This window comes from Lentzea sp. JNUCC 0626 (genome assembly GCF_043632865.1).
Classification (GTDB): domain Bacteria; phylum Actinomycetota; class Actinomycetes; order Mycobacteriales; family Pseudonocardiaceae; genus Lentzea.
Genome location: NZ_CP171635.1, coordinates 3,069,833 through 3,082,891 on the forward strand (window position 1 = coordinate 3,069,833; position 13,059 = coordinate 3,082,891).

A 13,059-nucleotide genomic window follows, 5' to 3' on the forward strand; every position below is an offset into this window, starting at 1 on the left:
CCTCCGATACCCGGCGTTGCCGTCGCGGCGGCTCCTCGGCAACGCCTCCTCGGGAAGCAGGCCGGTCAGCCTGTAGCTCTGGCCTGCTTCCCGTCAACGACCCACAGCAGGTTTCGAGACCACCCAGGAGTGTGTTCATGATCAAGCGGGCGATCGCCTGTGCAGCGGTGTTCCTGACCGTGGCAACGTCGACCTCGGCGGCCGCAGCGGGGCCGGTGGTCCTCTTCTACGACGCGAGCCAGGCTCAGGAGTTCGGGGCCGCGCTGGCCGACAACGACTACTGGTGGTCGGGCTACGCGAAGCACGTCCGGCTGGACGACGTCCGCAAGTCGCGCAACCCCGGTCGCGTGGTCGTGCGGTTCGTCGCCTCGGACTCGATGCCGGCAGCCGGATCGATCGGCCCGATCCGGCCGGACAGCCCGACCGCGGTGATCCCCCTGAGTCGCGCCGCGGTCGGTCAGGGCCACTACGACAGGCGGGTCGTGGCTCGGGAGTACGGACGTGTCTGGGGACTCGCCCCCACCTCCGACGGTAGGTGCGATCGGATCATGTCCGGTCCGTCTGCCGGTCCGCAGTGCAAGAAGTTCCGCTGGGAGCGGAGCGAGGTAGATCTGATCGACAACAACTACCGCTGACCTGGTGTTGGTTGCCGGGGAGGCTCTCCCCGGCAACCAACAGCACGTCGATCTCAACGGCGGTAGTGCGCGGCGACCGCGCTCACCTCGCTGCTGTTCAAGGTCGTGCGGCCGCAGGTGGGACCGGAGTGGATCGCGGACATCATGGACTTGCACTGGCCGGACTCGTCCTCGGGGAGCCCCAGAGCGCGGCCGAACGCGTGCGTCGCCACCAGCACGGGCCTGCGGCCCGCGACCACAGGGGCACGACCGAGTCGTACCGTGACCACGGTCTGACCAGGTTGCACCGGTCCCACCGCCGTTTCGTCCAACGGCCCGTCCACGACCACGAACCGGATCGCGGCAGACGTCGCGGGCGGAGTCTGCGTCCCGTGAACGTTCTGCAGCTCCACACCGGTCGCGGCGTTGGCGATGTTGATCTGGTACGCGGCCAGCGCGACCGCGTCGCGGAAGTCGCGAGTCAGGGTGCTGGAGTCGTAGTACAGGGTGACGTTGTCAGCAGCCACCGCCGCCGGTGCGGGTACTGCCATCGCGGCCAGCGCGAGTCCCGCTGCGACAAGGTGTTTCTTCACAGGATTCTCCAGTGTTGTGCGGAGTCAGGCGCTGTCCGGCCGGACGATGTTGATCGTGCGCTGTCGTCGGCTTCGCACAACAATTCCAATGCTCCATCGCGTCCGCCGATGAGGTGCAGCGAAAGTCGTTGGCACCCAAGCTTTTCCCGACACCCCCTGACCGGCGCCAGGATCCCCCGGCCGCGAACCAGGCGATGAGCAGCCCTGCCAGTGACACCAGCACCAGCACGCGCACTGTCGAGTGCACCTGGGCGTGCACCCCGTCCTCGAAGTAGCCGGTGACGAACCACATCTGCGCCGGAGCCGTCGTGCGCACCTTCGCCCAGCGGAACGGACCGGCCGGTGTGGCCACGACACCCCACGACGCCGCGGAGGACGTGATCCCGTCGAGCGCCGCACGGTCGTTCTCCAGTGCGTAGGTCACCCCGGAACGCTGGACGAGCACGCGACCGGGCAGCACGGCGAGGTGGAGCTCGTGCTCGTCGGGGGACTGCAGGCGCAGGTGGCCCTCGGCGACAGCACCGGCGTCACCCGTGTGGTTCTCGGCGTAGGCGATGAACTCGCCGGTCTCCTGTTCCAGGGCGCGGTTCACCCGGTCGTCCACGTCCACGAGCAGGAATCGCCACACCACGACCACCGCGGTCACGAGGACGAGCGTCATCAGGCCGAGGAGCCGGCACATGATCTTCATGCCGCCCGCGACCACGATTCAGAGCGGCCAGGAGGACGATGTCGGGACGGCTCTGGTGACGGAGATCTTGTCCATCTCGAGCAGCTCGTACACCACAGGTCCGATCTCGTCCTGCCAGCGCGCGTTCTCGTACACCGCCCGGTACAGCTTCTCCCGATCGTCCTCGTCGGCGAATCTGCGGATCCAGACGTAACCATCGGGATCCTCTTCATCCACAAAGGACGCGAGCACGTCCATGCCGAGGGAGGTCTGGTACGGCAGGACCACACCTTCCATGTACTCCACCCATTCGTCGCGGCGGCCGGGTTTGGTCTGGTAGCGGCGGATCTCGTAGAACATGTCAGAGCTCTCTTCCGGTTCGTCTGGTTCAGTGCAACGCGGATCGCGCGGCAACCGCGATCTCGTGGTCCTGGTCGGGAGCGCCGCCCCCGACGCCGATCGCACCGATGATCCTGCCGTCCTCGCCGATCACCGGCACGCCGCCCGGGATGAACGCCAGCGGCTCCACGACGGCGTTCGCGACGCCGTAGAGCGGGGCGCCCGGCTGCACCGCGCCGACCAGGTCCTTGGTCGGCGCGGAGAACAACGCCGATGTGCGGGCCTTCGTCCGGCTCGTCTCGACCGCGGCGAGCGGTGCTCCGTCGAGACGGGAGGCGGCGATCAGGAGGCCGCCCGCGTCCACGACGCTGATGGTGTAGGCACCGCCGAGTTCGGCGGCCTTCTTCTTGCCTGCCTCGATCGCGTTTTCCGCCGAGGACAGGGAGATGTGCGACATCACGTGATTCCTTCTCATGCTGAGACCACGGCGGCCGTGGTCGTCGACGTGAACAGGTCGAGCACAGCGGGCACCACATCGCGTGCGGCGCCAGGCGAGACGACGTTGACCCGGACCGGTGCCGCCGCGGACGCCAACGCGCACACCAGGCGGGAGACAACGCTTTCCGGGCCGGGAACGACGGTGAGCGAGCCCCGGACGTCCAGGTGCCAGGCGAGCAGGACCACTCCACCGATCTCCGTGACCGGCGCCGGTGCCCACTCGAAACCCTCAGGGCCGTAGCCCCACTCCGTCGCCACCGAGACCAGGTGGTCCGCCGCGCCTGCCTGCCGCGCGAACGACTCCGTCGAGGCGTCGTCGGCCGGGTCGACGTGACGCACCTCGACGCGGCCGTCGATCTCGGCCGCCGTCCACTCCAGCCGCCGGACGTCCCGCCCGGCGAGCAGCAGGTCGGCGCCGAGTGCCGACGCCGCCAGCGCGACGGGCCGGCCGAGCCGGCCACTGCCACCGACAATCACCACCCGGTGTCCGGACAACCTCGCATCGACCATGTACCAATGCTGTTTCACCAGGCTCTATATGTCCAAGGACAGTAAATTCTGGAATTGATAACCTGAGTGCATGACGATCAGCCTGCGGCAGCTGGAGTACTTCGTGGCGATCGTCGAGGAAGAGTCGTTCACCCGCGCAGCCGAACGCCTGCACGTGAGCCAGCCCGGGTTGTCCCGGCAGTTCCAGGCACTGGAGAAGGCGGCTGGCGGCCCGCTGGTGGAACGCCTCCCCCGGCACGCTCGCCCCACGCCCGCCGGTCGCGCGATGCTGCCCCACGCGCGCGCCGCGCTGGCAGAGGCCGCTCGCGCCCGTGACGCGGCCCGCAGCGCCTCCGGTGCCGAGCAGGGCGAACTGCACGTGGCCGCGCTGTACTCGGTCAGCCTCGGCGTGCTGCCGGACGCCCTGCGCGTCTGGCGCCGGGAGCGGCCCGGCATGAAGGTCAAGCTGGTCGAGTTCCGGCACACCGACGACATGGCGGCGGCCATGCGCGAGGGGCTGGCGGACGTCGCGATCGGTCCGGCCCCCGCGGACTGGGACGGCCCGGTGCGCGACATCGGCACGGAGGAGTTCGTGCTCGTGGTGCCACCGGGCGACCCGCTCACCGAACTGCCCGTGCGCCAGGTGCCGATGGCGAGCCTCGCCTCGCGGGACTGGGTACATTTCACCCCGGAGTCAGGGCTGTCCACGGTGCTCGACCGCGCCTGCCTGGCGGCCGGCTTCGAACCGCGCGTGGCCGTGCGCACCGAACAGGGCCCCACCGCCGCGCGACTGGCGGCAGCCGGTCTCGGGCTCGGCCTGGTCCCGGCGAACGTCCTCGCACCGCAGTGCGACGGACACCTCTTCCGGCCGGAACCCAGGGTGCTGCGCGCGCTCACCGCGTACACGAGGGGCAGGCCCGACCCGGTAACGAGAGCGTTCGTCGACGTGCTCGCCGACCACGCGCAGATGACACCACCCCACGTGCTCGACCGCCTCGCCGAGCCGACGGTGATCACGGATCCCGCCTGATCTCGTCAGCGATCCTGCCCAGGAGGTCGCGCGCGAGCGCGTGGCCAGGATCAGCGCGCAACACTCCGCTGAGCCCGTCCCGCGCGGCGGCCAGGTCCCCGTTGAGAAGGTCCAACTGGGCGCTCAGGAACGACACGCGCCGGTCCCGCAGCACCACCGGGCTCTCTTCGTACGCCACCGGTGGAAAAACCTCGGCCACCGGCTCCGCGACCAGGTCGTCGCGCAACCTCCGCAACCGGTCGCGTTCCACACGCGCCTCGTCGTCCCTGCCCAGTCTGCGCAGCACCAGCACCAACGCGAACGTCTCCTCCGAACATTCGGCGAAAACACTCGTGTCGGCGACCGCGCGTTCCCACACCCCTTGCGCCGCCACAGGATCGTCGCGTGCCACAAGGTCTCCGTACGCGAGGTGCACCGCGACCAGGTCCCTGGCCGAGGCGCGTTCCGGCCACGGCGGGGCGAGGGCGTCGAGGAACGCGCGCTCGTCGCCCGCGTCGACACGCAACAGGCAAGCCCTGAGCCACACGCGCAGAACCGCTCGCTGAGGTGAACCGAACTCCTGCGACTGCAACAGCGCTGACGCGTCCCTCACCTGACCGGTGGTGAGCAGCAGGTCCGCCACCACGAGCGTGAGTTCGTGGGAACGACGCAGGTCGTGCGTCAGCAGCGCGGCCAGCCGGGCCTTGGGCTCGACGCCGAGCCTGGCGTTCACCCGGTCGCTCTCCCACACCAGCCGCAGGTCACCTCCTGCCAGCCGCAGCGCGTGGTCGTAGCAGACACGGGCATCCGAGGGGCACTTGCTCATCCCGAGGTTGCGCCAGATCACCGGGTCATCCGGATCCAGCACCAACGCCGACGTCCACGTCGCGATCGCGTCCGCGATCCTGCCGTGCGCCGAGTACCACTGACCGCGCAGCCTGACCACGCGCACGTTGGCCTCGACCTCCCGTTCCAGCACCGGCAGATCGTCCAGGCGCACCGGGAACGCGTCGTCCACATCGGCCTGTTCTGCCGCGACGAGTGCCTGGTCAGCCGCGCGCCACCTGCCCAGCCGCTCATGCATCGACGCGAGGTGCCGGTACGCCAGGTAAGCCTCGGACGGCAGGCCTGGACCACGGTGCGCATCCCTCTCGGCCGCGGTCTCGAACACCTCCGCCGCCGAGTCCCACTCCCCGACGTCGGCGTAGTGCAGCGCGACCTCGAGGCAGGTGGCCGGGGTCGTGTCGAGGGGCAGACCGGCGAGGTGCCGGACCCACCAATGCATCGGGTCGAGGTGCATCGCCACGGCGAGTTCCAGGTCGGCGTCGCCGTTCGCCTTGGCGCGGCGCAGCAGGATCGCTTTCAGGGCACGGGCTTCCAGATGAGAGGGGTTCTCCTCCAGCACCATGTCCACGTGCGACAACGCGAACGCGCGATGGCCGGATCTCGCCTCGTGGCAGGCCAGGCGGTAGCGGGCGGCGGCCGACCAGGGGCCTTGGCGCAACGCGGCTCGATAGGGGTCCAGCGCCTTGTCCGGCCGGCCGAGGCGCTCCCACACCAGACCGAGGTAGTAGCAGGCCTCGATGTCAGGTGTGCGTGTGAGCAGTTCCAACGCCATGCGCCACTCGCCGCGGTCGTAGGCGGCGCGCGCGTCGTCCAGGATCGACGGCGGCTCGGTCCGTTGCTGGGCAAGCGGTTCGGCATCACGACGTTGACCGTCCGCCGCGCAGAACCACCACGACAGGAACGCCACCGTCTCGCCGGGATAGACGGTCGTGCCCGTTCTGGCGGGGTGGTCCTCTCGCCCGTGGACGCACGACTCCTCTCCGAGCGCCGCCGGGTGGTCACCGGTGACCTCGGAGTCGTCCCACACCAGCGGATGCGCCCGCTCGGTGCGGTTGTACACCCGCACGAGCAGTTCGAGCACTCGTGAGCCGGGCCGCAATCGCCAGCCGTGCATGCGTTTGAGGCCGGTGCTCCTGTCGTGCCGGGAACACCAGACCGTGACCGCCCCGCTCATCTCGTGCTGGATCTCGCTGTCGGCGAGAGGGTCCGTCCCCGAAAGACCGGCGGGCGGCAGGAAGTCCAGGCCGGTCTTCAGGTCTCTGGCGAGCAGGACGCGTCCGCCGGCGCCGGGCAGCACGACGGCGTGCACCTGCCCGTTCTCCAGGTGCACGGCTTCCCACAACGCCGGCGCGGTGCCGGAATGCGCACCGCGATCCTGGCCACCGCCGAACCGTGAAGCTCGCCGCGGTAGCGGGGTGTCCAGGGTGAGGGTGCCTCGCCAGGCGACCGCGGTGTCAGGACCGGCTCCGCCCGGCCGGCCGGGAAGGTCGGGGAAGCTGATCACCTGATGGAGGCTATGGAGCATTCCGGCGATCATGAATAGTCGTTCCTCCTGGAGGGCATGGACATTTCGGCTGCCGCGCCCGCTCGCACGGAGCGAGCGCGGCACGACCTCACAGGACCGCGCGCCATCCCGCCGCCCCGGTCATGGGCAATGTGGCGGAGTGGTCGGGGGCCGACCGCGACCGGCGATCGTTGAACTCGTCGATCGAACGGTCAACCGCGGCCTTCGCCCTCCACCAGTCCGCCTGCCGGGCATCGGCTTCGCGTTGTCGTCCGGCGAGGTCGGCGGTGCCGCGTGCGACCGCGTCGTCGAACTCGGTGCGCGACCTCAGCGACGCGTACCGCGCGACCGCCACCCGGCGCCGGTCCTCCGCGGCTCCCAGCGCCCGGTTCGCGCCGTCCACCTCCACGCCGGCGGCGTCCAGCTCTCGCGACAGGACCGCGATGTCCGCGTTCGCGCCGGCCAGCTTGGCGTGAACCCTTGCGGCGTGGCCGGTTCCGTCGTCCGGCCGTTGTTCCACCTGCCGTGCCACCATCGCGAGTGTGTTGCGCTGGGCGGTCGCCACGCTGAGGCCAGCACTCAGCTTCTCGGCGACGGCGACGGACCGTTGCCGCTCTTCCGCGGCGAAACCGCGTTCGGCCTCCGCCGTCTCGACGGCGGCACGCGCATCGGTCAACTGTGCCTCCCACGAGGCCCGCTCGTTGATCGCGTTCTGGGCGCGGTGCCGGGCGGATTCGACCGCCGCTTCGGCCTCCCGCCAGGACTTCGCGTGGTCGCGGACCGCCGACTGCACCTCGTCCAGCTCGTCGATCGGCCCGCCGAGCAACGGGGCCGCGTCCGGTGCGGGCATGCGCAGCCGTGCCGACTCCGGTGCCGCCAGGTCCACGACCCCGGTGCGATCGCCGACCTTCGCGACCACCCGGTACTCGACCCCGAACTCCACGAGTGCGGTGCGCCCCTGGGGCTTCGGGTTGTTCGTCTTCTGCGCGCCCGATCTGTCCGAGCGGCCGGCCGCGGCGTCGGAGAACGGCCGCCAGGTGAGGTCCTCGGCGGCTGTGATCTCCGGGCGTCCTTCGAAGGACGCGAGGTCCGCGCCATGTTCACCGGTGTGCGTCAACTGCGTTCCGGACGTTCTCGCAGTCGCGTACGACTGCTGGTGTTCCAGCAGGACGCTGTCACTCAGCGCGGCCAGCCTCGGGTCCACCAGCCTGGCGTGCACCGACACCGCCGCCGATTCCTTCTTGACCAGCGACGCGTTGTGCAGACCGGGCACCACCAGCTCGCGTGACGTCATCGACGGCAACGCCGCCTGGAGCACCTCCGAGCTCAGCGCCGCCAGCAACGCGTTGCGGGCCCCTGTCCCCGGAGCGGTGAGGCCGTCCGACGCCCCTGCCTCGGTCAGCGCGCGGATCGCTGCGGCACGCAGGTCCGCCGCGCCCACCAGAGCTTCGACCGAGGCTGTCGTCGGTGGGGTGGCAGTGCTCTGCCACCACGTCAGCAGGGCGACCTCCTCGGCGTGCTCGGGTGTCCTCACCGCCGTGTTCGCGGGTTCCCGCCAATGCGCGGCGCCGTCGGCGATCCTCTGGTTGTCGCCGTGCAGCCGCACGACCATCTCGTGCCCTGGCCCCGTCGACGACGTGCCGAGCACCTCGTTCCCCTTCTCCACCACCAGCTCGAACTCGATCGGCACGCGGTAGCGGACCGCGGGCCCGGTCGCGCCGCGCAGATGCAGGTCCGTCGTCGTCCGGGAGACGGCGGAGTCCGTCGTGCGCGCGGCACCGACGCTGTTCTGGACTGCGCCTCCGGAGGTCGCGGAGGTGCTGTGGCCGTCGATGTTCCGGACGTCGGCGGAGCCGGGCACCCGGCCGGTGACCGTGGTCGCGCTTCGGTTCGCCGTGGTGACGGCGCTGACCGACTGGCGGGTGACGACGTGCTCCACCTCGATCCCGTCGTTGACGACGGAGTCGAACTTCGCCTCGCCGATCCTGGCTCGGAGCGTCACCTGGTAGACGTCCTTGCCGAACAGCACACCCGGCTTGTGCAGCAGGAGTGGCACGCCGCCGTCGAGCGCGCCGTCGATGGTCGCCTTGACCGTGGTCGGGCTCGTGAGATCGGTGAGCCGCTGGAGGTTGTTCATCGCGTCGTCCAGGGTCGACTCCGGCAGCAGCCGCTCCCCGAGCCTGCCCAGGCCCGCGCGCAGTTCGGGAAGCAGTTCCGACACGTCGGGAAGCACCTCGACCAGGCCGAGACCGAGAGTTCCCGACCTGCCGGGCCCGAGCGTGCCGGGTGGCGCCATCCGGCCGTGGTCCGGCAGGACGCGCCGCGGGGTCGAGGGCAGCATCCCTAGATCGCGGGCCACGTCCTCGTTCACCCGCACGAACACGGAACCGGGCAAGATCGCCTTCGCCGCGGCCGCACCAGGTTCGCCGTCGCGCACGGCGCTGGTGGTCCTGCTCTCCGCGACGACGGTGAACTCCGCGTCCATGCGCACCAGGGCGGACCGGGCGAGACCGACGGCGACCAGGCTGTTGCGCCCGATCGTGCCGGCCACCTCCTCGGTCGTCGTGCGGGTGCTGGATCTGGTGTGCCGCACGGCAGCGGCAGCACCCAGCGTTCCCGCGTTCGCCGTGTGCGGCAGGGTCGCCGCCAGGCCAACCCCGGCCGACACGTCGGCGAACGTCCGCGTCCGCGTCGCCGAGCCCGACGCGCGCGAACTGCCGTTCAGCTGGTTCTCGGTTCCGGCTTCATCCGAAATGGACACCAGCACGGGGTTCTTCAGCTCGGCGGACACACCGACGTCCCCGATACGGTTCGCCATGCGGCGCTCGTAGCTCAGGCCGCCTTCCCTCACACCGGTCTCCAGCAGCCTCACGAGGTTGCCGCGCAGGAACTCCGGGCTGAACATCCGGTCCAGCCGTTCGCGCGTGTCCGAACCCGGCAGCGCCAACACCCGGTCACCCCTCGCGGCCTCGGTCAGCGCGCCGATCGCCGCTTCCTTCACGACGTGGGCGTTGACCACCGCTTCCACGTGCAACAGCTCCGGCGCGGGCAGGCGAGCGGCGCCGAGCAGCTCACGAATCGACGTGCGCGCGGACGGCACGATCTGCGGAACGCCGGGCGCGAACGGCGCCGGATCGTTCTTCATCGCGGAGCTGTCAGTGACCCACAACGACACTTCTCCGGTGATCGGGCGCAACCCGCCCACGCCAGTCTTCGCCACCACCTCCGGTTCGGGAACCGACCGCAGCGGTGAACCAGGAGACGTGCGGTGCACCCAAGGGCTGAGCCTGCTGAACCGCGTCACCTCGACGTTCAACTCGACGGGGTGACGGAACACCTGCGCGTTCGCGGTGCCGGTGTTCATGCTGATCCGCGCGGCGCCTGGACCCGCCGCGACCCTGTCCGAGGTGGACTGACCACCGCGAACGGCCGCGCTCAGCGGGAAGGCGGCCCCCGGAGCGCCGGGAGCCCTGACCCTTCCCTCGACGCCGATCGACCACTCGCTCTGCCGGGTGGTGCCGCTGTCCAGCCGCGGACCCGTGTTCGTCGAACCGCGGATCCGGCGGCCGTCGGCCTGGCCGACGTGGGTGCCCGCACCAAGTCTGGCTTTCACGACCACGTCGACGAAGTCGTTGCGGACCATGCCGTCTCGCCGCAGCCGGACGTGCACCCCGGGGCCGAGCAGGCTGTCGAGCCGTGCCCGCAACGCAACCGGTGACAGCTCCGCGTCCAGTTTGCGCTGGTTCGCCGATCTCTCGAGGGCGGCTGAGGCCCCGTCGCCGAGCCGCGCGTTCGCCCTCGGGTCGTTCCAGGTAGGCAGGTAGCCGTCGAAGTCCTTGAGCCCTCGCAGAATCGACTCGACGTGCGCCTGAACTTGGTTGGCCGCGACGAACTCGCCGACCTTGACGTGGCCCGCCGCGAGCGAAGACGCGAGGTAGGGCGGTTCGAACCGGGGGCCGTCCTCGGTCGGTTTGGCGATCGACGGCGTGGTGCCATCCGGTACCGGCAGTCCCTGGGCCGCCGCTTCCGGCAGTGCGACACGCAGATACGCTGTCGCAGGCACCATCACGTTGGCACCGTTGGGTGTGCGGATGTCCAGCGTCGCCGACACCTTGTACAGACCGGTGGGACCGCTCGACTGCACTCCGGCCATGGCACTCGCGTTCGTGCCGCTCTCCGAACTCTCCTCCGTCCTCCACGACACCGATCCGGTGAGAGCGATCGATCCCGTCGCCGTCGTGGGCAGCGCCACGTCCACCAGCGGCGTGACGCCCGCCGGGTTGGCGCGCACCGCGAACCCGACCGCGCCGCCGACGTTCACCCCGGCTCTGGTCGTGGCCGTCTGACTCAGGTTCGTGCTCGTGCTCTCCTGCAAGCGGAGCTGATAGCTGTGCACGCCCAGCAGTTCCGCCGTGCCCAGCCGCGCGCGCATCTGCACGACCGCCCCCTTGTCGCTGACCGCCTTGACGGCGGCCTTGAGATCGCCTGCCCGGACCGCGGCCTTGAGCTCGCCCGGTTTGACCTTGGGCAGCACCCCGGTCGCCGCGGCGAGATCGGGCGACGTGACCCAGCCGTGCAGCATCGTGCCGAGGTTGTCCCGAATCGTCGTCGGGGCGAGGAAGTCGCGCAGCGCGTCCCGGCCGGGGGCGCCGATCGCGGTGATCGACGGGTGCAGTCGTGCGGCGACGTCAGCGAACGCCTTCTCGGTGTCGAGGTCCGTGACCGCCTCCGGTACCGGGTGTTCGAGCCGCTCGCCCCACCCCGGCGTGGTCGTTCCCGGCCCGGCCGCCGGCCGGTCCACCGACATCAGCTCACCGGGGATCTGCACCGTGACGTCCACCCGACCGTCCACATCGGACATCACGGTCCACGAACTCGCTCCACCTCGGGTGTCGGTCAGCGCCACCTCGTAGACGACGGGCAACGTGGCGATGACCGAGTCGATGCCAGAGCGAACCGACCGCATGTCCGACGCGGCCGAGGTGATGCGCGAGGTGGTGGTGGCCTTGGCGAGCGGTGCGCTCATCGACACGCTTCCGTACGGGCCGGCGCCGGGCACCGATGGAGCCAGGACGATGCCGAGCGACCCCGCAGCCGGGTGCGCGGTGGTCTCCGAACTGCCCCTCGTCCCGTTGGTCAGCAGGTCGACCTTCGTGAGAGTTCCCGGTTTCGTGGTCGTGCTGTCGAGCACGGGCCGCAGCTCGGCGCGGATCGTCGCCTCGAACCGTTCCCGGCCGACCTTGACCGGGAACCGCCTGCCTTCACCCAGGAACGACTCGAAGTCGCCGTCGAGCGTCGTCCGCACTCGGTCGAGGCCCTTCGGCCGCACGCCGTCGCGCTGCGGCAACAGCTGTGACAGCGCCTCCACGACTTTGCCAGTGCCGGTAGAACCGACCGCCGCCACCGACCCGAGTGCCTTGCTGTCGTTGAGGAAGTCGGGGAGCCGGACGGACGGGACCAGGGACTGGCGATCATCGCGGCGAGGGGCCGGATCCGGGTCGGGGCCGGGCCGTCCGAACGTCACCGCGCCCCGCTCCGGGTCGAGCCGCGCCACGAACGGCCGCGCCGCGGCGGCCGTCGTGGCCGCGTCGTCGCCATCCCTGGACCTGATCGTGCCGTCCGGACCATCGTCCACCACCAGCACCGCGGCGGTCCGCGGCTGGGCATACCGGTTGGTCCGGTCCTCTCCCCCTTGCTGCCCGGCCGGTGGCATGACCGGCGGGACGGGTGACATGCCCGGCGGCACGACCGCGTCCGTCATCCTCGGCAGGCCCGCAGGCGCCGCGGCGAGGGCCGTGCGCGCCTCGGGCGGCAGGATCCCCGCAGCCGTTCCCGGTGCGGAGACAGGTCCCGCGCCGCCACCCGCGCCACCGGGAGCACTTCCTGTTCCCGGTGCGGCGGAACCGCCACCGGGCATGCCTGTCGCCGGAGCGGGGAGCAGGCCCGCTCCTGCCGCGGCTGGGCCGGCCAGAGGTGCGCCGCGACCGACTGGGTCCGCCGCCACCGGGCGCGTGCCCTGACCTTCCACAGTGGACTGTCCGGCCAGGCGTTGCCCTGCTGAACCCGACGTCTCCCCCGGCACCGCTGACGGCGTGGCGACGCGCTGCGCGTCCCCTGCCGACGCGCGGGCGGGCAGCCCCTGCTCCACGCCCGCGGCGATGGCGGTGAGGCGGTCGCGTGCGGCGGCGTCCACGTTCTGCTGGGTCTGGAGCGTCGCACGCACACCGTCCCGCACGTTGCCGAACGTCGCGGCAGCCCTGTCCGCCTCAGTCGCCGAGTTGGACGTGGAGCTGTTCAACGCGGGCACCGCGGCCAGACCGATGGGCCCCAACGCGTTGGGAGGCAAGGCCAAGCGGCGCAGGCCATCCGTGACGTCACCCATCCTCGTCTGGTAGTTGCCGCTGACCTGCTGCAGCTTCTCCATCTGCGCCGGATCCATGCTCACCGCGGCCGCGGAAGGCGCCGGGCTGGTGTTCGGTCTAACGCGGACCATCGAT

Annotated in this window: 9 protein-coding genes; 2 read left to right on the plus strand and 7 right to left on the minus strand. The window is 70.7% G+C overall.

Translation table 11 applies throughout. The features are described from left to right. The first annotated feature begins 137 nt into the window (after positions 1 to 137). Positions 138 to 635 (plus strand): hypothetical protein, encoded by a 498-nt coding sequence (locus JNUCC0626_RS13640; RefSeq protein WP_394620100.1) that lies wholly within the window; start codon positions 138 to 140, stop codon positions 633 to 635. 53 nt (positions 636 to 688) lie between these two features. Here the strand turns inward: JNUCC0626_RS13640 and JNUCC0626_RS13645 are convergent, their stop codons facing one another. The 5 genes from JNUCC0626_RS13645 to JNUCC0626_RS13665 are packed head-to-tail and all read right to left on the minus strand — an operon-like array spanning position 689 to position 3,224. Beyond that, a complete protein-coding gene (locus JNUCC0626_RS13645) occupies positions 689 to 1,165 on the minus strand; it encodes a snapalysin family zinc-dependent metalloprotease (protein WP_394620101.1) in 477 nt (158 codons plus the stop codon). Further along, positions 1,131 to 1,898: a hypothetical protein gene (locus tag JNUCC0626_RS13650; protein ID WP_394620102.1), complete on the minus strand. Its 768-nt coding sequence runs from the start codon at positions 1,896 to 1,898 to the stop codon at positions 1,131 to 1,133. The genes JNUCC0626_RS13645 and JNUCC0626_RS13650 overlap by 35 nt, the downstream gene beginning before the upstream one ends. An 18-nt stretch (positions 1,899 to 1,916) precedes the next feature. Then, positions 1,917 to 2,237 (minus strand): NIPSNAP family protein, encoded by a 321-nt coding sequence (locus tag JNUCC0626_RS13655; protein ID WP_394620103.1) that lies wholly within the window; start codon positions 2,235 to 2,237, stop codon positions 1,917 to 1,919. A 28-nt stretch (positions 2,238 to 2,265) separates the two neighbouring features. Continuing rightward, positions 2,266 to 2,673: a GlcG/HbpS family heme-binding protein gene (locus JNUCC0626_RS13660; RefSeq protein ID WP_394620104.1), complete on the minus strand. Its 408-nt coding sequence runs from the start codon at positions 2,671 to 2,673 to the stop codon at positions 2,266 to 2,268. Positions 2,674 to 2,687: 14 nt separating this feature from the next. Further along, positions 2,688 to 3,224: a hypothetical protein gene (locus JNUCC0626_RS13665; RefSeq protein WP_394620105.1), complete on the minus strand. Its 537-nt coding sequence runs from the start codon at positions 3,222 to 3,224 to the stop codon at positions 2,688 to 2,690. A 70-nt stretch (positions 3,225 to 3,294) separates the two neighbouring features. On the opposite strand from JNUCC0626_RS13665, the gene JNUCC0626_RS13670 reads away from it, so the two are divergent. Further along, positions 3,295 to 4,233 carry a LysR substrate-binding domain-containing protein gene (locus JNUCC0626_RS13670; RefSeq protein WP_394620106.1) on the plus strand — a complete coding sequence of 313 codons (939 nt, stop codon included), beginning with the start codon at positions 3,295 to 3,297 and terminating at the stop codon, positions 4,231 to 4,233. Here the strand turns inward: JNUCC0626_RS13670 and JNUCC0626_RS13675 are convergent. After that, positions 4,217 to 6,562: a tetratricopeptide repeat protein gene (locus JNUCC0626_RS13675; protein WP_394620107.1), complete on the minus strand. Its 2,346-nt coding sequence runs from the start codon at positions 6,560 to 6,562 to the stop codon at positions 4,217 to 4,219. The genes JNUCC0626_RS13670 and JNUCC0626_RS13675 overlap by 17 nt on opposite strands. Positions 6,563 to 6,671: 109 nt before the next feature. Beyond that, complete coding sequence (locus JNUCC0626_RS13680) at positions 6,672 to 13,055, minus strand: hypothetical protein (RefSeq protein ID WP_394620108.1); 6,384 nt, start codon at positions 13,053 to 13,055, stop codon at positions 6,672 to 6,674. Between the last annotated feature and the right edge of the window lie 4 nt (positions 13,056 to 13,059).

Coding starts and splice junctions, on each gene's coding strand:
- JNUCC0626_RS13655 (WP_394620103.1), bottom strand. CDS start 2,237: ATGTTCTACGAGATCCGCCGCTACCAGACCAAACCCGGCCGCCGCGAC.
- JNUCC0626_RS13645 (WP_394620101.1), bottom strand. CDS start 1,165: ATGGCAGTACCCGCACCGGCGGCGGTGGCTGCTGACAACGTCACCCTG.
- JNUCC0626_RS13680 (WP_394620108.1), bottom strand. CDS start 13,055: ATGGTCCGCGTTAGACCGAACACCAGCCCGGCGCCTTCCGCGGCCGCG.
- JNUCC0626_RS13650 (WP_394620102.1), bottom strand. CDS start 1,898: ATGAAGATCATGTGCCGGCTCCTCGGCCTGATGACGCTCGTCCTCGTG.
- JNUCC0626_RS13640 (WP_394620100.1), top strand. CDS start 138: ATGATCAAGCGGGCGATCGCCTGTGCAGCGGTGTTCCTGACCGTGGCA.
- JNUCC0626_RS13660 (WP_394620104.1), bottom strand. CDS start 2,673: ATGTCGCACATCTCCCTGTCCTCGGCGGAAAACGCGATCGAGGCAGGC.
- JNUCC0626_RS13665 (WP_394620105.1), bottom strand. CDS start 3,224: ATGGTCGATGCGAGGTTGTCCGGACACCGGGTGGTGATTGTCGGTGGC.
- JNUCC0626_RS13670 (WP_394620106.1), top strand. CDS start 3,295: ATGACGATCAGCCTGCGGCAGCTGGAGTACTTCGTGGCGATCGTCGAG.